Source organism: Pseudooceanicola marinus (genome assembly GCF_020177265.1).
GTDB classification, from domain to species: domain Bacteria; phylum Pseudomonadota; class Alphaproteobacteria; order Rhodobacterales; family Rhodobacteraceae; genus Pseudooceanicola; species Pseudooceanicola marinus_A.
The window spans coordinates 329,630-356,529 of the sequence record NZ_JAIVMC010000001.1 but is presented as its reverse complement, the minus strand read 5'-3'; the positions used below and the strand labels follow the sequence as shown (position 1 = coordinate 356,529).

General features: G+C 66.9%; 22 protein-coding genes and 1 tRNA gene. 13 read left to right on the top strand and 10 right to left on the bottom strand.

Annotation, left to right across the window (positions count from 1 at the left end; translation table 11 throughout):
- Window positions 1–40 precede the first annotated feature (40 nt).
- The gene (locus tag LC066_RS01705) at window positions 41–982 is read right to left on the bottom strand and encodes a helix-turn-helix domain-containing protein (protein WP_224896708.1); all 942 of its coding nucleotides are present in this window, start codon (window positions 980–982) and stop codon (window positions 41–43) included.
- A 241-nt stretch (window positions 983–1,223) separates the two neighbouring features.
- Here LC066_RS01705 and LC066_RS01700 point away from each other — a divergent pair, with 241 nt between their 5' ends.
- Window positions 1,224–1,856 carry a hypothetical protein gene (locus LC066_RS01700; protein WP_224896274.1) on the top strand — a complete coding sequence of 211 codons (633 nt, stop codon included), beginning with the start codon at window positions 1,224–1,226 and terminating at the stop codon, window positions 1,854–1,856.
- Window positions 1,857–1,936: 80 nt separating this feature from the next.
- Here LC066_RS01700 and minE read toward each other — a convergent pair whose 3' ends face one another.
- From minE to LC066_RS01675, 5 genes are all read right to left on the bottom strand, one after another.
- The gene (gene minE, locus LC066_RS01695) at window positions 1,937–2,245 is read right to left on the bottom strand and encodes a cell division topological specificity factor MinE (RefSeq protein WP_224896273.1); all 309 of its coding nucleotides are present in this window, start codon (window positions 2,243–2,245) and stop codon (window positions 1,937–1,939) included.
- Entirely contained in the window at window positions 2,242–3,060 is an 819-nt protein-coding gene (gene minD / locus LC066_RS01690) for a septum site-determining protein MinD (RefSeq protein WP_412103225.1), read from the bottom strand. Before minD ends, minE begins: the two co-directional genes overlap by 4 nt.
- A gap of 26 nt (window positions 3,061–3,086) precedes the next feature.
- The gene (gene minC / locus LC066_RS01685) at window positions 3,087–3,833 is read right to left on the bottom strand and encodes a septum site-determining protein MinC (RefSeq protein WP_224896271.1); all 747 of its coding nucleotides are present in this window, start codon (window positions 3,831–3,833) and stop codon (window positions 3,087–3,089) included.
- A gap of 344 nt (window positions 3,834–4,177) precedes the next feature.
- Window positions 4,178–6,688 carry a cation:proton antiporter gene (locus LC066_RS01680; RefSeq protein ID WP_224896270.1) on the bottom strand — a complete coding sequence of 837 codons (2,511 nt, stop codon included), beginning with the start codon at window positions 6,686–6,688 and terminating at the stop codon, window positions 4,178–4,180.
- Between the two features lie 165 nt (window positions 6,689–6,853).
- On the bottom strand, window positions 6,854–8,503 hold the full coding sequence (locus tag LC066_RS01675; RefSeq protein ID WP_224896269.1) for an alpha/beta hydrolase fold domain-containing protein: 1,650 nt from the start codon (window positions 8,501–8,503) through the stop codon (window positions 6,854–6,856).
- A 183-nt stretch (window positions 8,504–8,686) separates the two neighbouring features.
- On the opposite strand from LC066_RS01675, the gene LC066_RS01670 reads away from it, so the two are divergent.
- The 11 genes from LC066_RS01670 to LC066_RS01620 all read left to right on the top strand — a co-directional run bounded on the left by LC066_RS01670 (window position 8,687) and on the right by LC066_RS01620 (window position 22,255).
- Window positions 8,687–9,565 (top strand): shikimate dehydrogenase, encoded by an 879-nt coding sequence (locus LC066_RS01670; protein WP_224896268.1) that lies wholly within the window; start codon window positions 8,687–8,689, stop codon window positions 9,563–9,565.
- 324 nt (window positions 9,566–9,889) lie between these two features.
- A complete protein-coding gene (locus LC066_RS01665; protein ID WP_224896267.1) occupies window positions 9,890–10,411 on the top strand; it encodes a TRAP transporter small permease in 522 nt (173 codons plus the stop codon).
- Window positions 10,404–11,699 carry a TRAP transporter large permease gene (locus LC066_RS01660; protein WP_224896266.1) on the top strand — a complete coding sequence of 432 codons (1,296 nt, stop codon included), beginning with the start codon at window positions 10,404–10,406 and terminating at the stop codon, window positions 11,697–11,699. The genes LC066_RS01665 and LC066_RS01660 overlap by 8 nt, the downstream gene beginning before the upstream one ends.
- Before the next feature lie 6 nt (window positions 11,700–11,705).
- The gene (locus LC066_RS01655; RefSeq protein WP_224896265.1) at window positions 11,706–13,598 is read left to right on the top strand and encodes a bifunctional sugar phosphate isomerase/epimerase/4-hydroxyphenylpyruvate dioxygenase family protein; all 1,893 of its coding nucleotides are present in this window, start codon (window positions 11,706–11,708) and stop codon (window positions 13,596–13,598) included.
- Between the two features lie 41 nt (window positions 13,599–13,639).
- Entirely contained in the window at window positions 13,640–14,524 is an 885-nt protein-coding gene (locus LC066_RS01650; protein WP_224896264.1) for an SMP-30/gluconolactonase/LRE family protein, read from the top strand.
- A 21-nt stretch (window positions 14,525–14,545) separates the two neighbouring features.
- Window positions 14,546–15,523, top strand: coding sequence for a sialic acid TRAP transporter substrate-binding protein SiaP (locus LC066_RS01645; RefSeq protein WP_222474353.1), 978 nt, complete (start codon window positions 14,546–14,548; stop codon window positions 15,521–15,523).
- Between the two features lie 366 nt (window positions 15,524–15,889).
- Window positions 15,890–17,419 carry an ABC transporter substrate-binding protein gene (locus LC066_RS01640; protein ID WP_224896263.1) on the top strand — a complete coding sequence of 510 codons (1,530 nt, stop codon included), beginning with the start codon at window positions 15,890–15,892 and terminating at the stop codon, window positions 17,417–17,419.
- Window positions 17,420–17,470: 51 nt separating this feature from the next.
- Complete coding sequence (locus LC066_RS01635) at window positions 17,471–18,388, top strand: ABC transporter permease (protein ID WP_224896262.1); 918 nt, start codon at window positions 17,471–17,473, stop codon at window positions 18,386–18,388.
- The gene (locus LC066_RS01630) at window positions 18,385–19,293 is read left to right on the top strand and encodes an ABC transporter permease (RefSeq protein WP_224896261.1); all 909 of its coding nucleotides are present in this window, start codon (window positions 18,385–18,387) and stop codon (window positions 19,291–19,293) included. Before LC066_RS01635 ends, LC066_RS01630 begins: the two co-directional genes overlap by 4 nt.
- A complete protein-coding gene (locus LC066_RS01625; RefSeq protein WP_224896260.1) occupies window positions 19,290–20,915 on the top strand; it encodes a dipeptide ABC transporter ATP-binding protein in 1,626 nt (541 codons plus the stop codon). Before LC066_RS01630 ends, LC066_RS01625 begins: the two co-directional genes overlap by 4 nt.
- On the top strand, window positions 20,912–22,255 hold the full coding sequence (locus LC066_RS01620; RefSeq protein WP_224896259.1) for a lyase family protein: 1,344 nt from the start codon (window positions 20,912–20,914) through the stop codon (window positions 22,253–22,255). The genes LC066_RS01625 and LC066_RS01620 overlap by 4 nt, the downstream gene beginning before the upstream one ends.
- On the opposite strand, the gene LC066_RS01615 is transcribed toward LC066_RS01620, so the two are convergent.
- The 3 genes from LC066_RS01615 to LC066_RS01605 all read right to left on the bottom strand — a co-directional run bounded on the left by LC066_RS01615 (window position 22,243) and on the right by LC066_RS01605 (window position 24,768).
- Window positions 22,243–23,184 (bottom strand): LysR substrate-binding domain-containing protein, encoded by a 942-nt coding sequence (locus LC066_RS01615; protein WP_224896258.1) that lies wholly within the window; start codon window positions 23,182–23,184, stop codon window positions 22,243–22,245. The genes LC066_RS01620 and LC066_RS01615 overlap by 13 nt on opposite strands.
- 328 nt (window positions 23,185–23,512) lie before the next feature.
- Window positions 23,513–23,589: transfer RNA gene (locus LC066_RS01610), tRNA-Arg, on the bottom strand.
- Window positions 23,590–23,757: 168 nt separating this feature from the next.
- Window positions 23,758–24,768 carry an acetylserotonin O-methyltransferase gene (locus LC066_RS01605; RefSeq protein ID WP_224896257.1) on the bottom strand — a complete coding sequence of 337 codons (1,011 nt, stop codon included), beginning with the start codon at window positions 24,766–24,768 and terminating at the stop codon, window positions 23,758–23,760.
- Between the two features lie 219 nt (window positions 24,769–24,987).
- Here LC066_RS01605 and LC066_RS01600 point away from each other — a divergent pair, with 219 nt between their 5' ends.
- Window positions 24,988–25,530 (top strand): GNAT family N-acetyltransferase, encoded by a 543-nt coding sequence (locus LC066_RS01600; RefSeq protein WP_224896256.1) that lies wholly within the window; start codon window positions 24,988–24,990, stop codon window positions 25,528–25,530.
- 128 nt (window positions 25,531–25,658) lie between these two features.
- Here the strand turns inward: LC066_RS01600 and LC066_RS01595 are convergent, their stop codons facing one another.
- On the bottom strand, window positions 25,659–26,879 hold the full coding sequence (locus LC066_RS01595; RefSeq protein ID WP_224896255.1) for a cysteine desulfurase: 1,221 nt from the start codon (window positions 26,877–26,879) through the stop codon (window positions 25,659–25,661).
- Window positions 26,880–26,900: the final 21 nt, after the last annotated feature.

Here is a 26,900-nt window from a genome sequence, read left to right as displayed (position 1 = left end):
CTCAGCCCTAAGGATGCGGCGCCAAGGCGGTCGCCGTGTCTCATGCCCTGCGCCACTGCGAGGGCGACATGCCGAAGCGGGCGCGAAACTGCCGGGCGAAGTGAGAGCTGTCGGCGAACCCCAGTTCCAGCGCGATGTCCGTGACCGGTCGTGTCGGCTCTGACCGCAGAAGGTCGCGCGCCAGCACCAGCCGTCGTTCCATGATGTAGCGCGAGGGCGTCGTCGACATTCGGGCAAAGAGGTATTGGATCGTCCTCTCCGACAAGTCGACCGCCCGCGCCAGATCCGAGGTGCGCAACCCGGGCTCGCGCAGCCTGGCCTCCACCAATCGCAGGACATCCTGGCGCGCCTCCGCCGTAGCCTCCTCGGCCCCGTCGGTGGGGCCTGCCCCCTCGGCCCCGGTCACCGCCTGGGCCACCAGATCGCAGACCACCTGCGCGGCGCCCTCCATCCAGGCGTCCTCGACGTGGCCCTGTTCCCCGTTGCGCCAGAGCGACAGCAGGAAATCATGCAGCAACTGGCCGGCGGGCGTCCGCCCCGACAGGGCCTGGCACAACTGGTCCTCCAACGCCGGGATCCGCCGGGCCAACTCGGCGCGCGGCACCTGCAGCACCAGGAACTCGTGCGCAGAGGGGAAATCGAAGGCGTAGCCTTCCGCCGCGTTCGACAGGACGAAATCCCCCGGCGCCAGCTCGGCCCGGCGCCCGTCCTGGGCAAAGCAGCTGTACCCGTGGTGCTGAAAATGCAGCACGACGGCGCCTTCCTCTCCCTGTGGTTCGGAAAAGGGCGCGCGCAGAAGGCTCGACGGCCCGGCACTGGGCCGTACCATGGTCACCGGACCGACGGTCCAGCGGCGCATGACGGCATCGAACCGGTCGCCGCGCGTGTCGATGCAGGTTTCCGCCAGTGTCTCCGTGCAGATCCTGTTCCAGAAATCGAGCCTTCGTCTCTGGCTGACCCCGGACGTGCTGAACCGCTCCATCCTGCTCACGGCGTCTCCTCCTCCCTGCTCGCTCCGCCGCGGCCTCTCCCATGGCCGCGGGCCTCCTTGCCCTTCAATCTGAGCACCCCTTGCACGCCGGTCAACAGGCTCGCCGCCCTTGCGCCCTCGTTCCGACCGCCCTGCGCCCGGGTCCAAGCCCGCCCCGCAGGACCCGGCTAGGGTTGCCGCAGCGTCGGGCCCGCCCGGCGCCGCAGCTTTCAGCCACGATGGGAGGAACATCATGAACAGGTTCGAACAAGCGGTCTATGACTGCATGAAACCGACAGCCGCGCTGCTGGAAAAGACCACGGATCCGCTGCACCGCGCGATGCTGCTGAACTTCTGGCGCCACGTCCACCTGGAAGGATCGGCCCAGTTCGAGGCCATCGTCGCCGACGACATGATGGTGGAGACGCCGGTCTACCGGGTCGCCTGGGGCGCATCCCAGGCCGTGGTCGAGGGGCGCGAGGCCGTCGTGAACTTCTACCGCAGCGTGGGCGATGCCGTGCTGTGGAACTCCGACGATTGCATTGCGGTGAACGACTGGGGCATCGCGGACGAACTGACCTTCCACCAGCTCGGCCGCGGGGCCGATCTGAAGGCGGCGGGCTACGACCTGCCCGAGGATGACACCCTCTACCACGTCTCCAGCCGCCAGGCCTTCATCTGGCCCTACGATGAACGCGGCCTGCTCAAGGGGGAACATCTCTACGAGGACAAGACGAGCCTGGAGATCGAGGAGGTGGACCCCGCCGAGGCGATCACGGCGGAGCGCATCCACGCCATCCACCGCGAGTTGCTGGCGAAGCTCGAAGAGGAACGCGGCCCGAGGTACTGGGCGCTCGACCGCCAGCCGGTGCCGGAGCGGGCCTGAGCCCTGCGGCAGGCCGCAGCGACGGCCTGCCCTTCATTTGCGGTTCCGCGGGAGGCCGGCGAGGCCTCCGCGCGGGGCCCTTAGGCCTTCTTGGCGCTGCCGGTCCCGGACTCTGCCTTGGCGTCGTCCTTGGCCCGGGCCGGCATCTCGACGTTGATCTCGAGGCTCGACACATCGTCTTCGCGCTGCATCTTCACCTCGACATCGTCGTCGTCGACCTTGACGTATTTGCGGATCACCGCCAGCAGATCGGCCTGAAGCTGCGGCAGGAACTCGATGTCGGGGGCGCCGCTGGCGCGCTCATGCGCCAGAAGCAGCTGCAAGCGGTCCTTGGCGGTCTGCGCGGACTTGGCGCGGCGGGGCTTGAAGGCGAAACCGAACAGGCTCATGCCGACCGTCCGAACAGCCGCTGGAACAGGCCGGGCTTGGGCTCGTCACCGACGCGCATTTCCACGTCCTCTCCGGTCAGACGGGCCACGGCGTCGCCATAGGCCCGGCTGGCGTTGGACGGGTCGTCCAGGATGACCGGCGTGCCGACGTTGGAGGCCCGCAGCACCGCCTGGCTTTCGGGAATGATCCCCAGAAGCGGCACGGCCAGGATTTCCAGCACGTCCTCCACCGTCATCATCTCGCCCCGGTCGATCCGGCCCTGGTCATGGCGGGTCAGCAGGACCTGCGCCTTCACCGGCTCCGAGGATCCGCTTTCGGCTCGCCGGGTCTTGCTGGCCAGAAGGCCCAGCACCCGATCGCTGTCGCGCACCGAGGAGACCTCGGGGTTGGTCACCACCACGGCCTCGTCGGCGAAATACATCGCCAGCTGCGCGCCGCGCTCGATCCCGGCGGGGCTGTCGCAGATGATGTAGTCGAACTCCTGCTTCAGCTCGTCCAGGACCGCCTCGACGCCCTCCTGGGTCAGCGCATCCTTGTCGCGGGTCTGCGACGTGGGCAGGATCGACAGCGTATCCAGGCGCTTGTCCTTGATCAGGGCCTGCTTCAGCTTCGCATCCCCCTGGATCACGTTGATGAAATCGAACACGACCCGGCGCTCGCAACCCATGATCATGTCGAGGTTGCGCAGGCCCACGTCGAAGTCGATCACGACCGTCTTGTGCCCCAGCTTCGCCAGCCCGGCGGAGATGGCCGCGGCCGATGTCGTCTTGCCGACCCCACCCTTGCCGGAGGTGATCACGATGATCTTCCCCAGCGGGGCCTCCTCCTTCATTTGCGTCGTCATGTGACCGCCTCCAGTTTCAAACCGTCATCCTTCAAAAATACCTGCAGGCACTGATCGCGCATGTCATCGCCCAGGCTCTCGCTGGTCCTGTAGATCCCCGCGATGGCCAGCAGTTCGGCCTCCTGCCGCTGGCAGAAGATCCGTGCCGTCTCGTCCCCGTAGGCACCCGCAAAGGCGCGCCCGCGCAGGGTGCCGTAGACATGGATATTGCCCGAAGCGATCAGCTCGGCCCCCGAGGAGACGGATCCGATCACCGTCAGGTCGCCCCGTTCGGCCACGATCACCTGGCCCGAGCGAATGGGCCGGGTCATCACCACGTTGTCGGGGGGCAGCAGCTTGTCCGCCTTGCGCCGCCGATCGGCGCCGACCTTCTCCACCGGGGCGTCGCGCCCAATCAGGACCGGGATCAGGCCCAGCTCCTCCGCCATTCGGCGCTGCGGATCGGTGGCGTTCTCGACGCCGAAGACCTGCAGATTGCGCGCCCGCAGCGCCTCCACCAGCGCCCGCACCTGATGCGTGTCGGTCAGCCCCGGAACCTTGGCCAGATCCAGCAGCATCGGCGCATCCAGCAGGAGCTGGGGCGCACTGCGCAGCTGCTCGTCCAGCACCGCGTAGAAGGCCTCGTCCAGGCTCTCGGCCTCAAGGCGCAGCCCGACCGCGGTGATGAACCTGCCGCGCAGCTGGAAAGGCCGCGCCGCTACCGAAGCGCGCCCGCTTCGGCCGTTTGTCTGATGTGTTGGCACGTGAAATGTGCTCCTGCTCTCGTCCTCTGGCGCGGATTGTCCCGCGCCGTTTCTTCTTTTTTGGCGCTGGTAATCCAGTTCGCGCGGCGCTGGCATCGCCTTACATCCCCCGCAGGGGATTTGCGCAGATTTCTGCCTCCATACCCTCCCGACTAGGAGGCGATCCGCTCACCGCCGGCGCGCGTATGACCCGTCACTGCGCCCCCGTCAACGGGGTCTCTATCCGGGACCACATCGCCACCTCTTCGGCCCGGCCTTTGGCGATATCGATGGGCCAACCTACGCCCCTTTCGGGACGTAGACGGGGCAGCATCGAGGCCGGGTCCGACCCAGAGTGGCAGGCCTCAAGCGGCCTGTGTTTCCCCGAACAGCTCGTCCGGCGAAATCCCGCGCTTCTTCGCGCTGGCGCGTACTGCCTCCTGCAGCGGCTTGCTGCGGCTCAGCAGACGGCGGAACCGCACTTCGTCCAGTTCCAGCAGGGTCGACGGCGCGATCGCGCGCACCTCCGACCGGAGCGTCTTCTTCATCAGGATCGACATCTGGCCGAACATCTCGCCCCGGCCCAGGCGCCAGGTCTGGCCCGCCGTCTCGACCTCGGCCGCCCCGGAGGCGATGAAGAACACGCTTTTCGCCGCCCCGTCCCGTCGGACGATGACATCGCCGGCATTCGCGTAACGGGAACGGAGCACGCGGCTCAGCCGTTTCAGGTCACGTTCGTTCAGACCGGCGAAGAGCGGAAGCTGGCGTACCAGCTCGACGCGGCGCAGCGCGAAGTCCAGGCTGGGACGCTCCTCTGCCGCGGCCCGGCGCAGGTCGAGATCCGTCATCAGCTTGGTGTAGACCTCGGCGCCGATCAGGGCGTCCTCGCGCATTGCCGCATATTCGCGTTCTTCCAGACGCAGCGCGGTCCGGCGGATGAAGCGCCGTTCAAGCTCCTCGGCATAGCCCGGGTACTGCAGGCGAAGCCCCTCCAGGGCGGTTTCGACCATTTCGATCCGGCGTGCCAGCAGACCGGACAGCAGGTCACTGACCCGTTTGCCGTGAATGCGGCGGATGCGCCCGGTGATGAAACTGCCGAGATCCCGCAGGACCAGCCGTTGCGACAGCAGCAGCTCGAAGTGGGCCGCGGTCATCTGCGCCAGCGGTCGCGACAGGCGCAACCGGGCGTTCAGGACCCCGGCCACGCGGAAGGCACGACCGTAGGCCACGCTGCGGCGGGCCGCGCGATTGTACCCGTTCCGACCGTTGGAGCGCGCGCCCTCGATCAGGCGGTCCGCATCCGCCAGCACCCGCTCGGCCATCCGGGCGGAGATCGTCCGCTCCCGCACCCGGGCGAGGATCGTGTCGCGTTCATGCCCCGCCAGCGCGATCAGACCCAGCGTGATCCGGTCCCGGTCCAGGATATCGGCACTGTCCTCGGCCAGCCGCACGGCCTCCTGCAGCCGGTCGCCGAACCGCTTTGCCTCGGCGCGGACGGTGTCGCGACCCAGCTCGTAGTTCTCGGTGGTGCGCGCCAGATCCTCGCGCACCTGTTGCAGGGACACGGCAACCACCTGCCGCGACAGCGCCTCGTCGATCGGGGACAGGCGATCCAGCCCCAGCTTGCCGATGATCCAGCGCAGCGTCGTCCCCTGGGCCAGCAGCGTGAACAGCGTGAAGCCGGTGGCCAGGATACCGACCACGCGTTGCACATCGTCCGGCACGCGGAAGCTTTCGGTCACGGCCAGGGCCAGCGCCAGGGTGACGGCCCCGCGCAGCCCGCCCCAGAGGATCGCGACCCGATAGGGTTGCTCGACCTTCGGCGACAATTTCAGGGCCGACAGCAACGGCAGGAGGACAAAGAGGATCAGCGCCCGGGCGAAGATGGCCGCCAGGATCACGACGGCGACCTGCACGAAATCCTCGATCCGGACCTCCTCCAGAAGACGCGGCACCAGCAGCGCCGCCAGGATGAAGATCAGCGCGCCGGCCCAATGCGCCAGCACGTCCCAAAGCTCGCGCAGGTTGGTCCAGGCCTGCGGCGGCAGGCGCCCGGGCCCGGCCAGGTTCAATGTCAGACCGGCGGCCACCACCGCGATGACCCCCGACGCCCCGACACTCTGTTCCGCGCCGATATAGGCGAGGTAGGGCAGCGACACGGAGATCGAGATCTGCGCCAGTTCATGTCGCCCGAACATGCCCATGATGCCCAGGGCGATCCGCGCCGCCAGCCAGCCCGTGACCGCCCCGCCGCCGATCAGGAAGGGAAACCGCGCCAGCGCATCCCCCAGCTTCGGGTCCGGCACGCCCAGCATGACAAAGCCCATGAAGAGCCCGAAGAGAGCAATGGCAGCGGCGTCGTTCAGCAGGCTCTCGCCCTCGATGATCCGCGACAGGCGGCGCGGCGCCGAGATCGAGCGGAAGATCGAGACCACGGCGGAGGGATCGGTCGTGGAGATGATCGCGCCGACCAGCAGACAGGCCGCGAGCGGCAGCGTGCTGACCCAGGACAGCGCGTAGCCCACCGACAGCGTTGCCGCCACCACGGCCACCACCGCCAGCATCAGGATCGGCACCCAGTCGTCCAGCATCCGGCGCAGGTCCATCCCCAGCGTGGCCTGGAACAGCAGCGTCGGCAGGAACACGTAGAGGAATACGTTGGACCGGATCGGCAGGCCCAGGATCGCCTCGGCCACGGGGTTCAGCGCGTCGGTCAGCTCGGTCCGCAACAGGAAGATCGCGCCGACACCGATCAAGATGCCAAGGCTGGCCAGGATCACGCTGAACGGCAGGCGCAACCGCGCCGCCAGGGGCTCTGCGAAGCCGATGACGAGGAACAGCGAGGAGATGACGGTCGTGATCAGAACAATGTCCATGCCCCTGAAATACCAGATGGATCGCTGAGGGCATCGGCAAAAGTTGTTACAGGGGCCGAGATGACGGTCTTGTCAACGCGCCAGCGGACGATCGCGCGGCCAAGGCACGTCACCGCCCTGCGCCCCCCCGGACTTCACCTCGCCAGCCGCATCAGAGGCCGCCTGTCACCCGTCCGAGATGCCCCTCAGCCAGGCGCAGATGTCGCGCAAGCGAAGCTGGGCATCGGGGCAGTATTCCATCGCGCGCAAGTAGCCATGGATAAGACCGTCACCTACATGCGTGGTCACCGGCACCCCGCTCGTCTCCAGCGTCTGCGCATAGGCAAGGCCGCTGTCGCGCAGCGGATCATATTGCGCCACCGCCACGTAGGTCGGCGGCAGGCCGGCGTGACTTGCGGCAGAAAGGGGCGAGATGCGCGGATCCGTGCGCAACTGATCGGCGTCGGCGCAATAAAGGGCGTCGCTGGCCGCCATGCTGGCCACCTTCAGCAGAGGCCCTTCGGCGTTTTCCACATAGGACGGGCGCGTGCGGTCGAAATCGCACACCGGATAGATCAGGAGCTGGGCGCAGAGCGGCAGCTCCTCGTCGCGACAGGCGAGGGCCGCGGCCGCGGCCAGGTTGCCGCCGGCGCTGTCGCCGCCGATGGAGATCCGGGCCGGGTCGATCCCCAGCATCCCGGCCTCCTCGCGCGCCCATCTGGCCACCGCCAGCACCTGCAGGTAGGCGGCCGGGAACGGGTGTTCCGGGGCCAGCGCGTAGTCGACTGAGATCACCGTCTGCTGCGCCCAGGCCGCGATCCGGGCCGTGATGTCCCAGTGGGTTTCCGGGCTGCCCTGCATCCAGGCGCCGCCGTGCATGTAGATCAGCGCAGGCTGACGGCCCCCGCCGGCGTGGCGGAAGAGACGCACCCGGACCGGGCCGCCGTCGCTGTCGATCCAGTATTCCTCATCGGCTTCGACATCGGGCGGCGTCGACAGGCGCATGTCCCGGGCGAGCCCCTCGAAATGCAGGCGCCGATCAGCCGGTGTCGCATCGGGGCTCAGGGTGGACCATTTGTCCTCCCAGACCTCCAGGAACCGGAAGATATCCGCGTTGATATTGCGTGCCTCCTCCTTCGGTCGCGGCACGCCGCTTTCCGCCGAGAGGCCCGGCTTCATCACCAGGCCCAGGATCATGTCGCCCACCTGGCGGCGCAGCTTCTGCTGACCCCGCTCGGTGAACAGATCATCGCCGAAGATATGCGAGAAGGTCGCACGGTTGGAGACGTTGAAGACCGAGGCCGCCGAAATGTGCCAGTGCAGTTCGGGCGCCGACAGGCCCCGGCGGAAGAGCCCCATCTCGACCCCGCGGCGGTAGATGTCCTCCAGCAGGGAGATGGCCGAGCTGTTCTGCCCCGAGATCGACTTCAGCCGGGACATGTGCTCTCCCTCGTGGATGTTCTCGATCATCACCAGGCGGACGAAATCGGGGGCGTGGCGGTGGTGTTCAAAGGTGAACTCGGCCAGCTCGCGCAGGGCGGCGACCGGGTGCAGCTTCCCCAGATCCAGCGCGTCTTCCGCGTGACGTACCCCGGCATAGGCGTCTTCGAGGACAGCCTGATAGAGCGTCTCCTTGTCGGAGAAGTAGTAGTAGATCATCCGCTTGGATGTGCGGGTGCTCCGGGCAATCTCGTCCATGCGGGCCCCGGACAACCCATGGCGGGCAAAGACCGCGCGGGCGACCTGCAGGATGTTGTCGCGCACGGCATCCGGATTCTGCTTCCAGCCGCCGCGCTGCGATTCCCCGGACTTGCCGGTCTGGTCGACCTCGCCCATCTGCCTTGTCCTCCCTCTCCTGGTTTCGCCTAGGCTATAACCTATTGGCCCGCCTGCGGGAAACCGGATCCTTCGCCCGTGCTGCGCTGCGGAATTTAACCGTCGCGAACATAGTATTGACTAAATTAACCACCCCGTCCATTGTGTCGTCAAGAGACGGGGAGCCTGGGAGGGAATCCGGACGTGAACGACACTGTGACAGCGCGGGCGGGCGAGAGCTCTGCACGGGCATTGAAGATCGGACTGCTTGGCAGCGGCATCGGGGGATCCCGGACGCCGCGCATGCACCTGGCCGCGGCCGAGGCGGCGGGGCTGCCCTATGAATACCACCTGGTCGATTCCCAGGTGCGCAGCCTGCCGGACGACCCAGCCGAGATCCTGGCCCTGCTGGAATCCGAGGGCTTCGACGGGCTGAACGTCACCTACCCCTACAAGCGCGCGGTGCTGCCGCTGATGGACGAGTTGTCGCCGGCGGCGCGCAACGTGGGGGCGGTGAATACCGTTGTGCTGCGGGACGGGCGCCGGTCCGGGCACAACACCGATCACTGGGGCTTCGGCGAGAGCCTGCGCCGCGGCCTGCCCGGGGCGCCGCGCGAGCGGGTACTTCTGCTGGGCGCCGGCGGCGCTGGCGGGGCCGTGGCCCACGCGCTGCTGGACGCCGGTGTCGGCCGCCTGGCCGTGCGCGACGTCAACGACCAGGTGGCCGCCGACTTGGTGGCCCTGCTGGGCGAGCATTATGGCCCCGACCGTGCCGAGGTGGTCACCGACATCGCCGACGCGGCGCAGACCGCGCAGGGGATCGTCAACGCTAGCCCCGTGGGGATGGAAAAGCTGCCGGGATTGCCCCTGCCGGAAGAGGCGATCCGGCCCGACCACTGGGTCGCGGACATCGTCTATTTCCCGCTGGAAACGGCATTGCTGGCCACCGCCCGCGCCAAGGGCTGCGCGGTGCTGCCGGGGTCGGGCATGGCGCTTTACCAGGCGGTCCGGGCCTTCAAGCTGTTCGCCGGCTGCGAACCGGACGTGGACCGGATGCAGGAGGCATTCGAGTCCTTCAACTGAGGGTAACCGAGAGCGGCCCGCCGCACTCGTCTGATGCGTGATAGGGAGGAGCGCATGAGCATGACAGCGAATGACATGGCGGTCGCCTCGGCCCCGGTGCAGTTGGCCGGCACGGTTTCGGCCCTGGCAGTTCAGATTGACCTGATCTGGGCCAGGCTGACCAGGCGGCCTTCCCCCTTGGCCTTTCGCACCTTCGACGCCCGGCCTGCGGGCCTCCGCCGAAGGGCCGGCTTGCCCTGAGCCACACCCCTCCGGCACGGGATGCGCCGCGCCGGAGACCCCGAACGACACACCACCACGCAAGCTATGATGAACAGGTAGAACATGGAGCGTTTGAAATCACTCGCACGATGGGGAGAGCGCGGAGCGGAAGTCGTTCTGGCCCTGATCCTCGGGTCGCTCTTCCTGAGCTTCCTGATCCAGATCGTGTTCCGCTATCTGCTGAACCTCCCGCTGGGCTGGACGGTCGAGTTCGTCTCCATCGCCTGGCTCTGGGGAATCCTCTTCGGCTATGCCTTCGTGGTGCGCGAAAGCGACGTGATCCGGCTGGACATCCTCTATGCCGCCCTGCCCCGCTGGGCCCGGCGTGCGCTGGACGTGATCACCGGCACCATCTGCGCGGCCATCTTCCTTTGGACCCTGCCGCAGGTCTGGGGCTACATCGAGTTCATGTCGATCGAGAGCACTTCCTACATGAAGCTGCGCTTCGACTATGTCTTCGCGATCTACGTTCCCTTCGTCATCTCTGTCGTCCTGCGCTGCGGCATCTCCATCTGGCGCGGTCTGACCGGCGCCGGCCCGGGCTTCGACACTCCCAAATCGGCGGGAACCCACGACTATGACTGATCCCTTTACCGTCTCGATCATCCTCATCGCCTTCCTCGCCTTCGGCGGCCTCTCCATGGGGCTGGCGATGATCTGCGGCTCTTCCGTCTACCTCATGATGCGGGGCTTCGATCCCTCGATCGCCTCCGAAACGCTGCTGCAGGGCCTGTTCAACAGCTATACCCTGCTGGCGATCCCGCTGTTCATCCTGGCCGCCGACATCATGAACATCGGCTCGCTGGCCGACCGTCTGCTGCGGTTCAGCCAGGCCCTGGTGGGCCGGTTCCGCGGCGGGTTGGGCCACGTCAACGTGGTGTCCTCGCTGATCTTCTCGGGCATGTCGGGCTCGGCCGTGGCCGATGCGGTCGGCATGGGCAAGATCATCATCAACATGATGACCAAGGACGGCAAATATACCGCCAGCTACGCCGCCGCGATCACCGCCGCCTCCGCCACCATCGGTCCGATCATCCCGCCGTCGATCCCGATGGTGCTCTATGCGCTCGTTTCCGACCAGTCGGTGGGCTACCTCTTTGCCGCCGGCATGATGCCCGGGCTTCTAATGGGGGTGGTGCTGATGGTCATGAACCTGATCATCGCGCATCGCCGCGGCTTCGAGGTGGATGAAGCGATCCCCATGCGCGAGATCCCCGGCGTGACTTTCCGCGCGATCCCGGCCCTGCTGCTGCCGGTGATCCTGCTGGGTGGCATTTACGGGGGCATCATGACCCCCACCGAAGCCGCCGCCGTCGCCGCCTTCTATGCCCTGGTGATCTCCGTCGTCCTGTACCGCTCCGTCACCGCGGGGCAGTTCTACCAGACGCTCGTTTCCTCGGCGCGGTCCACCGCCACGGTCGGGATCCTGATCGCCGGCGCGCTGACCCTGCAGTACGTCGTCACCCGCGAGAACGTGCCGGATCAGCTGGCAGCCTTCCTCGCCCAGTACGACCTGGGTCCCATCGGCTTCCTGCTGGCAATCAACGTACTGTTCCTGGCGCTTGGCTGCATCCTGGAAGGCAGCGCGATCCTTCTGATCATCGTGCCGATCTTCATCCCCACGGCCCAGGCCCTGGGCATCGACCTGGTGCATTTCGGCGTGATCTGCGTGGTGAACGGCATGGTGGGGCTGATCACGCCGCCCTATGGCTTGCTGCTGTTCATCGTCTCATCCATCACCAAGCAGCCGCTTGGCCGGATCATCCGCGACCTGATGCCCTTCCTGCTTGCCCTCTTCGTGGCGCTCGGGATCATCACCTTCGTGCCGGACTTCGTGCTCTGGCTGCCGCGTCTGCTGGGCTACGGGGGGTAAGCGACCATGAAAACCTCGATCGCCACCGTCTGCATCGCAGGGGATCTCCGGGAAAAGCTCGCCGCCATCGCGGCGGCGGGCTTCGACGGGATCGAGATCTTCGAGCAGGACTTCATCACCTTCGACGCCTCTCCGCGCGAAGTGGGCGCCATGGTCCGCGATCACGGGCTGGAGATTTCGCTGTTCCAGCCGTTCCGTGATTTCGAGGGCCTGCCGGAACCCGAACGGGGCCGCGCCTTCGACCGCATGGAACGCAAGTTCGACCTGATGCAGGAGCTTGGCACGGACCTGGTGCTGGTCTGTTCCTCGGTGCACCCCAAGGCCCTTGGCGGCATTGACCGCATGGCGGGGGATTTCGCCGAACTGGGCGACCGCGCCAGCAAGCGCGGGTTGCGCGTCGGCTACGAGGCGCTGGCCTGGGGCACCCATGTCTGGGATCACCGCGATGCCTGGGAAGTGGTGCGCCGCGCCGACCATCCCAACATCGGCCTGATCGTCGACAGCTTCCACACCCTGGGCCGCAAGCTCGACCCCGACAGCATCCGCCGCATCCCCGGCGACAAGATCTTCTTCGTGCAGCTGGCCGATGCGCCGCTGATCGAGATGGACCTGCTCTACTGGTCGCGCCACTTCCGCAACATGCCGGGCGAGGGCGATCTGGACGTGACCGGCTTCATGCGCGCCGTCGCCGCCACCGGCTATGACGGGCCGATCAGCCTGGAGGTCTTCAACGACCAGTTCCGGGGCGGCAGCCCCAAGGCCATCGCCCAGGACGGGCACCGGTCGCTTGTCTACCTGATGGACCAGGTGAAACGCGCCGAGCCGGGCCTGAGCCAGGACCTGCCCGACATCCCTGCCCGCGTGCCCACCGAAGGCGTGGCCTTCGTCGAATTCGCCGCCTCCGAGGCAGAGGCGGAAGGCCTGCGCAAGCTTCTGGGCTCGCTCGGGTTCCACCGGGCGGGCAAGCATATCGCGAAGCAGGTCGAGGTCTGGAAACAGGGCGAGATCCGCATCGTGCTGAACACCGACCCCGAAGGCTTCGCCCATACCGCCCATATCGCCCATGGCCTGAACATCTGTGACGTGGGCCTGCTGGTGGACAGCGCCGAGGCCACGGTGACCCGTGCCCGCGCCCTGGGCGCCACGCCCTTCAGCCAGCCCGTCGGCCCCGGAGAGCTGGAGATTCCCGCCATCCGCGGCGTGGGCTCGGGGCTGCTGCATTTCATCGATCATGGCTCCGACCTCGGCAAGGTCTGGGAGATCGAGTTCGAACCCTCCCCGGGCGGCGCCCCGCATGAGGCCGGGCTGACCCGGATCGACCATATCGGCCAGACGATGAACTACGAGGAGATGTTGACCTGGTCGCTCTTCTACCTGTCGCTCTTCGAGGTGGAGAAACAGGCGACGGTCGACGTGGTGGACCCGGGCGGGCTGGTGCGGTCCCAAGCGATCGAAAGCCCTGACGGCGCGCTGCGCGTGACGCTGAACGGGGCCGAGACGCACCGCACCTTCGCCGGTCGTTTCATCGCCGACAGCTTCGGCTCCTCGGTGCAGCACGTGGCCTTTGCCACAGACGACATCTTCGCCTGCGTGTCCGAGCTGAAGCTCTGCGGGTTCGAGCCGTTGCCGATGCCGGAGAACTACTACGACGATCTCGCCGCGCGCCTGTCCCTCTCCCCGGGGTTCACCGAACGGCTGAAGGCGGCTCACATCCTCTACGACGAGGACGGCCAGGGCGGCGCCTTCTTCCAGGTATATTCGCGCTCCGTCGGCGACGGGATCTTCATCGAGATCTGCCAGCGCAAGGGCGGCTACGCGGGCTATGGTGCCCCGAACGCGCCCTTCCGCATCGCCGCGCAGCGCCGTCTCGCGCGGCAGGTCGGAATGCCCCGGGCATGACCGTCGTCGCCCTCGCCCCCAGATCAAGAACAGGAAACAGGATGTCCGAGCCGAACGTTCAACTGGTCCAGAAAGTGGACGCCCGCCTGGGAGAGACCCCGCTGTGGGATGCGGCACGCGGCGTGCTGTGGTGGATCGACATCGAGCAGCCGACCCTGTGGCAGCTGGACCCCGAAAGCGGCGCCGCCGAGGCGGAGGCCCACCCTGGCACCTACCTGGGCTCCATCGCGCTGACCCGGTCGGGCGGGATGCTGGCCGCGCGGGACCTGGAACTCGTGCACCGCGCGCCGCACTCCCGCGACTGGCAGCCCTTTGCCGTCACCCCGGGCGAGGCGATGCCCGCCACCCGCCTGAACGACGGCCGGGTCGACGCCAACGGCAGCCTGTGGATCGGCACCATGGACAATGGCCTTTCACAGGGGCTCGGCGGCCTCTACCGCGTCGATCCCGACGGCACGATGACCCGCATGCTCGACGACGTGATCGTGTCGAACGGCATCGCCTTCGCCCCGGACGGGCGCAGCATGTATTTCACCGATACCCGCCGGCACGTGACCTGGCGTCTTGGTCTGGACGAGACCGGGCGCGAGATCACCAGCCGCGAGGTCCTGGCCGATTACAGCAGCAGCGGCATTCGCCCCGACGGGGCCTGCGTCGATGCCGATGGCTGTCTTTGGCAGGCCTTCTTCGCGGGCGGCCAGGTGGTGCGCTATGCACCCGACGGCCGGCTGGACCGGCAGATTGCCCTGCCGGTCACCAATCCCACCTGCCTTTGCTTCGGCGGGCGGGATCTGAAGACCCTTTTCGTCACCTCCGCCTTCAAGTTCCTCTCCGACGCGCAGCTTGCGGCCGAGCCTCTGGCCGGATCCGTCTTCGCCATCGACGGGGTTGGACAAGGGGTGGCGGAAAACCACTTTGCACTCTGAAGCTTTCCTAGGGAGGAAACCATGATCTACAAGAGCTTCCGCAACATGACCGCCGCCGCCGTGGCGATGGTCGCCTTCGCCGGTGCCGCCTCGGCACAGGTCGAGCTGATCTTCTCGGACGTGAACCCGGCCGAGGTGCCGCGTTCCAAAGCGATGACCGACATCTTCGCCGAAGAGCTGGGTGATGACTTCGACTTCCAGCCCTATTTCGGCGCCACGCTGATGAAGCAGGGCACCGAGCTGATCGGTCTGCAGCGCGGCAACATCCAGATGGCGGGCCTGCCGCCGTCCGACCTGGCGCAGCAGGTGCCCGAGTTCGACATCCTGGGCGCCGCCTACGTGGTGCGCGACCAGGCACACCTGAAGGCCATCTTCGACAGCGAAGTGGGCGAAGAGCTGAAGGCGCTGGCGCGTGAAGAGCTGGGCGTCGAGATCCTCGGCACCTTCTACTACGGCACCCGTCACCTGAACCTGAAGGGCGATGCCGAGTACATGACCCCGGCCGACCTGTCGGGCGTCAAGCTGCGCATGCCGGGCGGCGAAAGCTGGCAGTTCCTGGGCAAGTCCCTGGGCGCCAACCCGGTGCCGATCCCCTACACCGAGCTGTACACCGCGCTGCAATCGGGCGTCGTGGACGGCCAGGACAACCCGCTGCCCAACAACCGCCAGATGAAGTTCCACGAAGTGACCGATCAGATCGTGCTGACCGGCCACAACGTCGGCTTCGGCATGCTGCTGGTGTCCTCGATGGTCTGGGATGAGCTGAGCGACGAGCAGAAGGCCACCATGCAGGCCGCCGCCGACAAGGCCACCGCATGGTCCGATCAGCAGTATCTGGACCAGGAAGCCGAGCTGGTGGAGTTCTTCGAAGGCGAAGGCCTGACCGTCTATGAGCCCGACCTGGAGGCATTCCAGACCTACGCGCAGGAGCAGTACCTGAACTCGCCCCTGTCCGACAGCTGGCCCGAGGGCATGCTCGAGGCGATCAACGACCTCTGAAGTGCTGCAAAAATGACGGTTCGGGCGCACAGCCCGAACCGTCTGCCGGCAATTGTCCGCGGCCGCGCCAGAAGACAGGCGACAGACAAAGCGCGCGGTCGATTGCCTCTCCCCCTTCCCCAAGACAACATCCCCGGGTCCTGACGCCAGTCCTCTTTGGTTTCAGGTGCTTCACGTGTTTCCCGGCTACGGCAAGGAAGCGGTGATACGCTCTAGACAACCCTGATGCAGGCGCCCCTGGCCGATCCCGAAAGCCGTGGCCTGGCTCGCGCTGAGTTGCGGAAACTGCAACAGTCGCGCCCATCTTTGAAATTTCCGGGCTTCTCCCCCTCTGCTACGCTTTCTGCATTGATAGGGAGGAACATCATGAACACGAAGCTCTGGCGCGCCCTGCGTGCTGCGGGCGTGCTGACCGTCTGCGCGGTCGGCGCCCCTGCCCTTGCCGGTCCTGACGACGACACCCTACGTGTCGCCATGGCCGAGGAAATCCTGAACCTCGACTACAACTACACCACCAAACGCGAATACATCATCCTGGCCCAGCTGACCGACGCGACGCTGTTCGATCTCGACCCGGAAACGCAGGAGTTCAAGCCGTCGATCGCCACGGGGTACGACTGGGTCGACGACGCGACGCTGGACGTGACCCTGCGTGACGACGTGACCTTCCATGACGGCACGCCGCTGACGGCCGCCGATGTGGCCTACAGCTACAACTGGATCGGCAGTGCCGAGAGCGAGTCCAACGCCACCGGCGTCGTCGACCGCTGGCTGGACACCGCAGAGGTCACCAGCCCGACCTCGGTCCGTTTCCACCTGAAATCCGTCTATCCGCTGGTGCTGCGCGACATGGCCAACCGGATCATGATCCGCAAGAAGGGCACCTATGGCGCGGGCGCCGAGATCGACCGCGACGCCATGGCCAGCGACCTGATCGGCACCGGCCCCTACAAGGTCAGCAGCTTCGAACCGGGCACCGAGCTGGTGCTGGAACGCTATGACGGCTTCTTCGGCACGGCCCCCGCGATCGAGACCATCGTGGTGCGCAACATCCCCGATGTCGGCACCCAGCAGGCAGAGCTGATGTCGGGCGGCATCGACTGGATGTTCAAGGTCCCGCTGGATCTGGCGCAAAGCCTGGGCGCCACGCCCATGGCCACCCATCTGTCCGGTCCCGATCTGCGCGTGGGCTTCCTGGTGCTGGATGCCAACGGCTACACCGATCCCGAAGGCGCGCTGACCGATGTCCGCGTCCGCCAGGCGATCAACCACGCGCTGAACACCCCCGAGATGGCGAAATACCTGATCGGCGGCTCGGCCGAGGCGATCCACACCGCCTGCCACCCGGCGCAGTTCGGCTGTGACCAGTCCGTCACGGCCTATGACTACGATCCCGAGAAGGCCAAGGCCCTTCTGGACGAGGCGGGCTTCGCCGATGGTTTCCCGCTGGAGCTGTGGGCCTATCGCGACAAGCCGGTGGCAGAGGCCGTGGCCTCCGACCTGACCGCCGTGGGCATCGACGTGAACCTGCGCTACGTGAAGTTGGAAAGCCTCAACCAGGCCCGCGCCGCGCGCGAGATCCCGGCCTATTTCGGCACCTGGGGGTCCGGCGGCACGGCGGATACCGCAGCCATCGCCCGGATCCACTTTGACGCGGAATCGGACCGCAATATGTCCGGCGACGCGGATCTGGCGGAGCTCGTCCTTTCGGCGGAACAGACCGCCGACCAGGAGAAGCGCAAGGCGATCTATTCCGAAGCCCTCGGGCATATCGCCGATCAGGCCTACTGGGCGCCGCTTTTCTCCTACTCGGCCAACTACCTGGTCTCGCCTGAACTTGATTTCCCGCTGGACCCTGACGGGCTGCCCCGGCTGCAGAATTCGAGCTGGAAATGACCTGACGGTGGGGGCCTTCCCGGCCCCCACCTCTGACCCGAGGACATCCTAATGCTGCGATACATCGCCCTGCGCGGCCTCCTGGCCCTGCTCGTGGCCTTCACCGTTTCCCTGGCCGCCTTCCTGCTGCTGAACGTCGCCGCCGACCCGGCCCAGGCCATCGCCGGCGAAGACGCCACCCCCGAGGTGGTCGAGACGATCCGTGCCCGCTATGGCCTCGACCGGCCGCTGGCGGTGCGCTACGCCGACTGGCTCGGCGGCGTTGTCCAGGGCGATTTCGGTGAAAGCTACTACTGGCACAAACCCGTCGCCTCCCTCGTCGCCGACCGCGCGGACGAGACGATCACCCTGGCCTTCTCGGCCCTGGCCGTGACCATCCTGATTGCCATTCCCCTAGGTGCACTGGCCGCCCTGAACCCGAATTCCTGGATCGACCGCCTGGCGCTTGGCGTCGCGGTCTCCGCACAGGCGGTGCCGAATTTCTGGCTGGGGCTGATCATGATCATCCTCTTCGCGGTAATGGTCCCGATCTTTCCGGTCTCCGGCGATGACAGCTGGCGCCACTTCGTCCTGCCGGCCTTCGTTCTGGGCGCCTCCTCCGTGCCGGCGGTCATGCGACTGACGCGTACCGGGCTGATCGAGGTGATGGGTGCCGACTATATCCGCACCGCACGCTCCAAGGGCTTTCGCGGCTGGCAACTGCTGCGCCGCCATGCGCTGCGCAACGCCATCCTGCCGGTCATCTCGGTGCTGGCGGTCCAGCTGGGACAAAAGTTCGGCGGCTCCGTCATCACCGAAAGCATCTTTGCCATCAACGGCCTGGGACGGCTGGCGCTGGAAAGCATTCTGGGGGCGGACATTCCGACCGTGCAGATGCTGATCTTCGTCTTCGCCATCGTCTTTGTCGCCATGAACCTTCTGGCCGATATCCTGAACGCGGCCCTGGACCCGAGGATCCGGATCGGATGAGCACCACCGACACCACCCTGCCCCCCGTCACCGCCGAACGCCGCATGACCCCTGCCGAAATGTTCCGCCAGCGCATGTTCGGCCATCGCGGCTTCCTGCTTGGCGCCGGGCTGATGCTGCTGATCGTCCTGATCGCCATCTTCGCGCCGCTGCTGGCGCCCCATGATCCCTTTACGCAGACCCTGTCGGCCCGGATGCTGCCCCCCGTCTGGTCCGAGGGCGGCAACTGGGATTACATCCTCGGCACCGATCAGAACGGTCGCGACTACCTCAGCCGGCTGATCTACGGCACCCGCGTGTCGATCACCATCGGGCTGGGCGCCGCCACCGTGGGCATGCTGATCGGCGTGACCCTGGGCGTGCTGGCGGGCTATTTCGGCGGCTGGATCGACCATGGCATCAGCTTCCTTCTGACCGCCCAACTAGCCCTCCCGGGCCTCCTGCTGGCCATGGCGCTGGTCTTCATCATCGGCCCCTCGATCTGGGTCGTGATCGGCATCGTCGGCGTGCTGCACTGGACCTATTACCTGGTGGTCACCCGCGCCGCGACACAGCGCATCCGAAGCCAGGATTTCGTCGCCGCCGCCGCGGCCTCGGGCGCGACCTCTCGCCAGATCATCTGGCACGAGATCCTGCCCAACCTGCTGAGCCAGATCATCGTGATCTTCACCTTCGAGCTGGGCATCGCGATCCTGGCCGAAAGCTCGCTGTCCTTCCTCGGCGTGGGTATCCAACCCCCGACCCCCAGCTGGGGACTGATGATCGCCGAGGGCAAACAGGCCATGTTCTATCGCCCCTGGCTGGTGATCCTGCCCGGTATCTGCCTCTTCCTGCTGGTCATCGGCGCCAACCTGATGGGCGACGGACTGCGCGACATCACCTCGCCGGAGGGCCGCAACGAATGACGCTTCTCGATATCCAGAACCTCGACATCACCCTGTCGCTGCCCAATGGGCCGCTGCATGTGGTCCGCGACGTATCGCTAAGCCTCGCCAAGGGCGAAGCCCTGGGCATCGTGGGCGAAAGCGGCTCGGGCAAATCCATGACGGCACTGGCGCTGATGCGGCTGCTGCCCCGCAGCGCCAGTTGCACCGCCGCCCGCATGGCCTTCGACGGGCAGGACCTGCCCGCACTCGATGGCCCCGCCTTCACCGCAGCGATCCCCGGTCCGAAGATCGGCATGATCTTTCAGGAGCCGATGACCTCGCTCAACCCGGTCTACACCATCGGCCGCCAGATGACCGAGGCGGCGGTGGCCCGTGGTCTGCTATCGGTCCCCGAGGCCCGGCAGAAGGCCGTGGCGCTGCTGGACCGTGTCGGCATCCCCGATCCGCAGGACCGCATGGCGCAGTACCCGCACCAGCTGTCCGGCGGCCAGCGCCAGAGGGTGATGATCGCCATGACGCTGATGCTGGACCCGGACCTTCTGATTGCGGATGAGCCGACCACGGCGCTGGACGTGACCGTGCAGGCGCAGATCCTCGACCTGCTGGACGACCTGCGGCGGGAACGCCAGATGGGCCTGATCCTGATCTCGCACGATCTGGCCGTGGTGGCACAGCGCACCGACCGCGTGGCGGTCATGTACATGGGCGAACTGGTCGAACAGGGCAGCGCGCAAGACGTGCTGTTCGAGCCCCGGCACGATTACACCAAGGCCCTGCTGGCCGCGATCCCGCGCCTGGATGGCCCGCCCCGCCACGCGGGCGACAGCGCCGCGACGGACGAGGTCATCGCCGCCCGCGACGTCACACGGCGCTTCACCTCCCGCAAGGGGCTGTTCGGCCCGAAACGCGAGACGCTGGCCCTCGACGGCGTCAGCCTGTCGGTGAAACGCGGGGAAACCCTGGCACTGATTGGGGAAAGCGGCTCTGGCAAGTCGACCCTGGCGCGCATCCTGCTGGGCCTCGACCAGCCCGACGCGGGCGAGGTGCGGATGCTGGACCGCCCCGTGGCCGATCTGGCGCCGACGGACCGCGCCGCCTTCGTGCAGCCGGTCTTCCAGGATCCCTATACCTCGCTCAACCCGCGCCGCCGCCTGGCCGAGATCATCGCCCGCCCGCTGGTGCTGCGCGACGAGGGCGACCGGGCCTCGCGCCTGGCCGCCGTGGAAGAGGCGATGGAACGCGTCCGCCTGCCTGCACGGCTGCTGCACGCCTACCCCTCGCAGCTGTCCGGCGGCCAGCGTCAGCGGGTGGCCATCGCCCGCGCCCTGGTGACCCGCCCCCAGGCGCTGATCTGCGATGAGCCGACCTCGGCGCTTGATGTCTCGGTGCAGGCGCAGATCCTGGATCTGCTGGACGAGCTGCGCCGCGACATGGGGCTGACCTGCCTGCTGGTGACCCATGACATGGCCGTGGTGCACGAGGTGGCCGACCGGATCGCGGTCATGTACCGGGGCCGGATCGTCGAGGAAGGCAGCGCCGAGGCCGTCCTGTCCAACCCCTCCAACGACTACACCGCCCGGCTTCTGGCCGCGGCGCCGCGGTTCGGTGAAACCGCTGAAGACAGGCAGGTGGCCCGATGAAGCTGAACACCCCCGAACTGACCCCGCGGACCCTCTTTGCCCGGGAAACCCTGTGGCAATCCTGGCTGGACGTCGAGGCGGCCCTGGCCGAGGTCCAGGCGGACATGGGCGTCATCCCGGCCCCGGCGGCCGAGGGCATCCGCGCGGCCGCGCGGCTGGACCGGATCGGGATCGCGGCGCTGGAGGCCGATATCGCCGTAACCCATGCGCCGATCCTGTCGCTGACCCGTCTGCTGGCCCAGGCCGCGGGCGAAGCCGGCGCCTACGTCCACTGGGGCGCGACCACCCAGAACGTGATGCAGACGGGCCGGATCCTGCTGATCCGCGAGGCCGACCAGGCGATCCGTCGGGCGCTGGCGGGGGCACTTGGCCAGTTGGGCCAGATGGCCGAAACCCATGCCGAAACGCTGATGGCGGGGCGCACCAACCGGATGCATGCGCTGCCCATCACCTTCGGCTTCAAGGTCGCCGGCTGGATCGAGGAGCTGACCCGCGCCCTCGACCGTCTGGACAGTGGCGGGCGGCGGCAGTTCGTCCTGCCCTTCGGTGGCGCGGTCGGTGCCATGCACGCCTTCGGGCCTGCGGGGAAAGAGCTGAACACCCGCCTCGCCGCCCGTTTCGGGCTGGAGCCGCTCTTGGTGCCGGGGCGCACGATCAACGACATCTTCGCCGACTACATCGTGCAGCTCTCGCTGCTGGCCATGACCCTGGAACGCATCGCCTCCGAGCTCTACCTGCTGATGACCGAAGAAATCGGCGAGATTTCCGAGACGCTGGATGCGGGCACCGTCGGTTCCTCGACCATGCCGCACAAGGTGAACCCGAAATACGTGGTCCGGGTGCTGGCCGACGCGGCCGAGCTGCGCGGCCTGGCGGCGCCTGCGATGGAAACCGGACGCTCCAGCCACGAAGGCGACAGCGCCACGAACCACCTGCTAAGCTCGATCATGGATCGTGCCATTCCGCTGGCCTGGGAGATGTCAGAACGGTTCGAGGCGCTCATGGGCCGGATCGCCGTCAACGCACCGCGCATGGCGCAGAACGCGGCGCTGACCGGCGGGGCCATCGCCACCGAGAACCTGATGATGCTGCTGGCCCCCCGGACGGGCCGCGCCCGTGCCCATGACCTGATCCACCATGCGCTTGAAAACTCTGCCGCGGGTGGCAGTTTGGCCGAGACCCTGCTGGCCGATGCCGAGATCGCCGCGCTGCTCTCGGCGGAGGAGGTCACCGCCGCGCTGGACCCGGCGGGCTATTGCGGTGACAGCCGCCGCATCGCTCTGGAGGCGGCGGGGCTGGCCCGGGACCATGCCGCAAGGCTGCGCGCTCAGATCAGGTAGACCATCTCGCCGAACTGGGGATCCTCGGCGCGGCGGGCCTCCACATGGGCGCTGAGCGCATCCAGGAAGACCTCGCACAGCTCGGCCCGGGGGCCCTTGGCGTGCAGGCTGGCATAGGTGATCCAGTGATCGCCCTCCAGCGGGCGAAGGACGAGGCCGTCACGGGCCGAGGCCGGCAGGGTCAGCTGATCGATCAGGGTCAGGCCCAGCCCGTGGCGCACCATTTCCACCGTCACCAGGGTCGAGCCGGTCTCGAAGGCGACGCGCGGGCGCAGACCCGCCTCGCCCATGGCCTCGTCCAGCCGGTCGCGCCAACGCTGTCCCACCGCCAGCGTCACCAGCGGCTGCTCCGACAGGGCTTTCAGACCGACCTCCCGCTGGACGGCGAGCGGGTGATCCGCTGGCATCAGCACGGACAGGCGCGACCGCAGCACCGGCATGGCATCCACCGGGATGATCCGGTTCTCCATCGGCAGGGAGATCAGGCCGATGTTGTAGCCCCGCGCGGCCACCTTGCTTTCGATCTCGAAGCGGGTTTCGACGTGCAGGGTACAGCGGATGTCGGGGTTCAGCTTGCGGATCTCGGCGATGGTGGGCACCACCAGCCCGTTGGCCAGCGGCGCGGCGGTGACCACCGACAGCCAGTTGCGGCTACGGTCGCGCAAGTCGCGGGCAATCAACGGGATCTCGTCGATCCCGTCCAGCGTGTTGGAAATCTGCTGATAGAACAGCGCCCCCTCCTCTGTCAGCGACAGGTTGCGCCGCGAGCGGGAGAAAAGCGTGAGCGCCACCTGTTCCTCCAACTGCGACAGCAGGCGGCTGGCGGCGGAAGACGACAGGTTCACCTTCTCCGCCGCTTCTGCCAGCGATCCGGTGGCGACGACCAGCCGGAAGAGACGCAACCCCTTGATATTCACCTGTCTTGCCACCCATTCGCTATTTGCAACAAACTGACCCAGGGCAGCGAGATATGCAATCGTGACGTGAGAAGGCGTCCGCACTCTGGTGCGCATGTGATTGCCAGAACAGCCCCCTTCAGAGCACCAAGTCCCGCTCTTTCGCGAAGCACCCATCCAGATTCATCAAAGTCTGCGTGCCTGGTGCGCACAGATGCACCGCGATCGAAATCGACGCCAGGAAAGGTCATGACAGCCTGACCTAGATCGCGCGAACAAGAGCGGTGATCTTGGCAACCCAGATGGGTAAGCCAGCCCAAGCGGCCCGCAAGATACTGAACGAAATTAAACTATTGGAAATTGGCGCACCCGATAGGATTCGAACCTATGGCCTCTGCCTTCGGAGGGCAGCGCTCTATCCAGCTGAGCTACGGGTGCCTGTCGCGGACCTATAGCGGCTTGGCGCGCGGGTCGCAATGGGGGCTGAAGGCGCGAGGGCAACTTTTCGCGTCAGCCCCACCCTGCCCCGTCCAGCAAGGGGCGCGAGACGGGAGGAGAGCGAAAACCGTGGCCCGCCAGACACCTGTCGGCGGGCCACGGAAAGGATCAGGCCTTGGTGCCGGTGGCCAGCATGGTCATTTCGGGAATCATCGTGCGCACGCCGACGTCCTTGAACCCGGCCCCCGACAGGGTGTCAGAGAGCCAGCCCGCGTCGAGCGAGCGCGCCTCGGGGGTGAAGGCGGTGTGCTGCAGCTGCCAGAGCGCGGCCAGCGCCGGGCCGGTGCGATCCGCCTCGACGATGAAGTCGTGGATCAGCAGGATGCCACCGGGTTTCAGCGCCGCCTTGGCCCGCGCGATCAGATCGTCATGGGTATCGCCCGGCACGCCGGAGAACAGGTAGGACATCAGCACGATGTCCTGATCGCCCGGGAACTCGGTCTCAAGAGCGTTGCCGTCGAGGTAGGTGATCCGGTCCGTCAGGCCCGCCTTCTCGACGTATTCACGCCCCAGCTTGGCGACGTTGGGAAACTCCAGCACCGTGGCGGTCAGCTCGGGGTTCTTGCCGCACAGCACGATGTCGAAGGCCGCGGTGCCGCCGCCCACGTCCAGCATCTTGGTCTTGCCGCCGAGATCCAGCGACTTGGCCAGCGCCCGCGCCGGGCCGAGGGAGCCGGCGTGCTGGCTTTCGGAGTAGAGGCGTGCCTCTTCCGGATCCGAGAACCAGTCGGCGTAGGAGCCGGTGTCATCGTCGGACAGCTCGCCCTTCAGGGCCGGTTCGATCTGGTCCAGCAGCGGATACATCTGCTTGCCGACCTGCAGGCGCAGGTAATCGCCGAAGTCGTACTTCGCGCCCTTCACCAGGAAGGCCTGCGATGCCGGGGCATTGCTGAATTTGCCGTCAGCGACCGACACCAGTCCCATGCCCGCCAGCGCGGTCAGCAGAGTCATGGCGCGATCCTCGTGAACTCCGGCCTCTGCCGCCAGCTCTTCGGCACTCTTGGCGCCATCGGCCAGACGCGAAAAGACATCGAGCTCCAGCGCTGCGAACAGCGCCTTTGAGCCCATGAACCCAAACGCGATCTGCGAGATCTGGTCGGCTTCGGTCAGCAATGTCATGTGGCTCTCCTAGTCTTGTTTCAGTGGCTGCACCCTAACGCCTCAGTTGCTGAGCGAAACCCATGAGGGCGAAAAGCGACATATTTCGGGTCGTAAACGCCCAAGAGCCATGCAACTGGTCGGAGGATCGGCGTTTCCCGGGCGCTTTTGTCATTATCTTGTCATATGAACGCACTAGCAGCCGGGGCCGATGTGCTCCGCCCGTTCAGGAGAGACGTGATGCCCCACCCGGAGATCCCGCAGCTGGTCACGCCACGCCTGCGCCTGCGCGCGATGACCCGCGCCGACTGGCCGGCCTACGCGGCCCTGATGATGTCGGACCGCGCGCGTTTCATGGGCGGCCCCTTCGATCGGCCGCGTGCCTGGGGGATGTTCTGCGCCGATCACGCGCAATGGGATCTGCTGGGCTGCGGCGCCCTGATGATCGAGGATCGCACCACCGGCCAGGCCCTGGGCCAGGTGGCAGTGAACGGCGGGCCGCTCTTTCCGGAATGGGAGCTGGGATGGCTGCTCTACCCCGCGGCCGAGGGGCGCGGGCTGGCGTTCGAGGCTGCCTCCGCCCTGCGGGACTGGGCCCGCGAGACGCGGCGCCTGCCGACGCTGGTCAGCTATGTGGATGCCGGGAACCACCGCTCCCGCCGCCTGGCTGAACGCCTGGGGGCGGTCCAGGACGCGACCGCACCGCGCCCGGATCCGGCGGACCTGGTCTATCGCCATTTCGGCACGCCGCAGGGCACAGCAGAAGGCGCCGGCATGGGCTGACCCCGAAACCGAAAAGGGGCGCCGGGCCGACAAACCCGACGCCCTCTCTCATACGTTGGCCGAAAATACTCTCGCCGAAGGCAGTCCTGCCCGTTCAGCCAGTGCCGCCGCCGGAATAGCGCACCGCCTCAGGCGAAAAGATCGTGGGCCAGCTCCAGGGCCTCGATCAGCACATCCACCTCGTCGCGGGTGTTGTACATGGCAAAGCTCGCACGGCAGGTGGCGGTCACGCCCAGATGCTCCATCAGCGGCCCGGCACAGTGGTGGCCTGCGCGGACGGCCACCCCCTTCTTGTCGAGGATGGTGGAGATGTCATGTGCATGGGCCGCGCCGTCCAGTGTGAAGGAGAAGATTGCCCCTTTGCCCGGCGCCTGCCCCTGCACGTTCAGCCAGTTCAGCCCGTGCAGGCGTTCGCTGGCATAGGCGGCCAGGTCGGCCTCATGGGCGGCGATCGCCTCCATGCCGACGTCCATCATGTAGTCCAGCGCCACGCCCAGACCGATCGTCTGGACGATGCCCGGCGTGCCCGCCTCGAACTTCATCGGGCCGTCGGCATAGCAGACGCCGTCGCGGGTCACTTCCTTGATCATGTCGCCGCCACCCATGAAGGGACGCATCTCCGCCTGGCGCTCCTTGCGGATGTAGATCGCGCCGGAGGCAGAGGGGCCATAGAGCTTGTGCCCCGTGATGGCGAAGAAATCGCAGCCGATGGCCTGAACGTCGACGGGCATGTGCACGGCGGACTGGCTGCCGTCGATCAGCGTGGCGATGCCGCGCGCCCGCGCGGCGGCGCAGATCGCGGCCACGTCGACCACGGTGCCCAGCACGTTGGACATATGGGTCAGGGCCACCAGCTTGGTCTTCGGGCCCATGGCGTCGATGACCTTCTGCGGGTCCAGGGACCCGTCGGCCTCTGGCTCTACCCACTTCAGCACGACACCCTGGCGTTCGCGCAGGAAATGCCAGGGCACGACATTGGCATGGTGTTCCATCACCGACAGCACGATCTCGTCGCCCGCCTGAAGGCGCGGCGCGGCCCAGCCGTAGGAGACAAGGTTGATGCCTTCGGTGGTGCCCGTGTTGAAGACGATCTCGTCCTCATGGGCGGCATTGAGGAAGCGTTGGATCTTGCCCCGCACGGCCTCATACTTGTCGGTCGCCAGGTTCGACAGGTAGTGCAGCCCCCGGTGGACGTTGGCATATTCCTCGGCATAGCCGCGCGTCACCGCGTCGATCACCGCCCTTGGCTTCTGCGCCGAGGCGCCGTTGTCGAGATAGACCAGCGGCTTGCCGTTCACCTCTCGCGAGAGGATGGGGAAATCGGCGCGGATCTCGTTCACGTCATACATAGTCGGTCCTCCGGGCCTGCC

Coding starts and splice junctions, on each gene's coding strand:
- LC066_RS01620 (WP_224896259.1), top strand. CDS start 20,912: ATGAAGCTGAACACCCCCGAACTGACCCCGCGGACCCTCTTTGCCCGG.
- LC066_RS01640 (WP_224896263.1), top strand. CDS start 15,890: ATGAACACGAAGCTCTGGCGCGCCCTGCGTGCTGCGGGCGTGCTGACC.
- LC066_RS01660 (WP_224896266.1), top strand. CDS start 10,404: ATGACTGATCCCTTTACCGTCTCGATCATCCTCATCGCCTTCCTCGCC.
- LC066_RS01700 (WP_224896274.1), top strand. CDS start 1,224: ATGAACAGGTTCGAACAAGCGGTCTATGACTGCATGAAACCGACAGCC.
- LC066_RS01650 (WP_224896264.1), top strand. CDS start 13,640: ATGTCCGAGCCGAACGTTCAACTGGTCCAGAAAGTGGACGCCCGCCTG.
- LC066_RS01680 (WP_224896270.1), bottom strand. CDS start 6,688: ATGGACATTGTTCTGATCACGACCGTCATCTCCTCGCTGTTCCTCGTC.
- LC066_RS01625 (WP_224896260.1), top strand. CDS start 19,290: ATGACGCTTCTCGATATCCAGAACCTCGACATCACCCTGTCGCTGCCC.
- LC066_RS01635 (WP_224896262.1), top strand. CDS start 17,471: ATGCTGCGATACATCGCCCTGCGCGGCCTCCTGGCCCTGCTCGTGGCC.
- LC066_RS01675 (WP_224896269.1), bottom strand. CDS start 8,503: ATGGGCGAGGTCGACCAGACCGGCAAGTCCGGGGAATCGCAGCGCGGC.
- LC066_RS01655 (WP_224896265.1), top strand. CDS start 11,706: ATGAAAACCTCGATCGCCACCGTCTGCATCGCAGGGGATCTCCGGGAA.
- minE (WP_224896273.1), bottom strand. CDS start 2,245: ATGAGCCTGTTCGGTTTCGCCTTCAAGCCCCGCCGCGCCAAGTCCGCG.
- LC066_RS01605 (WP_224896257.1), bottom strand. CDS start 24,768: ATGACATTGCTGACCGAAGCCGACCAGATCTCGCAGATCGCGTTTGGG.
- LC066_RS01630 (WP_224896261.1), top strand. CDS start 18,385: ATGAGCACCACCGACACCACCCTGCCCCCCGTCACCGCCGAACGCCGC.
- LC066_RS01595 (WP_224896255.1), bottom strand. CDS start 26,879: ATGTATGACGTGAACGAGATCCGCGCCGATTTCCCCATCCTCTCGCGA.
- LC066_RS01665 (WP_224896267.1), top strand. CDS start 9,890: ATGGAGCGTTTGAAATCACTCGCACGATGGGGAGAGCGCGGAGCGGAA.
- LC066_RS01705 (WP_224896708.1), bottom strand. CDS start 982: ATGGAGCGGTTCAGCACGTCCGGGGTCAGCCAGAGACGAAGGCTCGAT.
- LC066_RS01600 (WP_224896256.1), top strand. CDS start 24,988: ATGCCCCACCCGGAGATCCCGCAGCTGGTCACGCCACGCCTGCGCCTG.
- LC066_RS01645 (WP_222474353.1), top strand. CDS start 14,546: ATGATCTACAAGAGCTTCCGCAACATGACCGCCGCCGCCGTGGCGATG.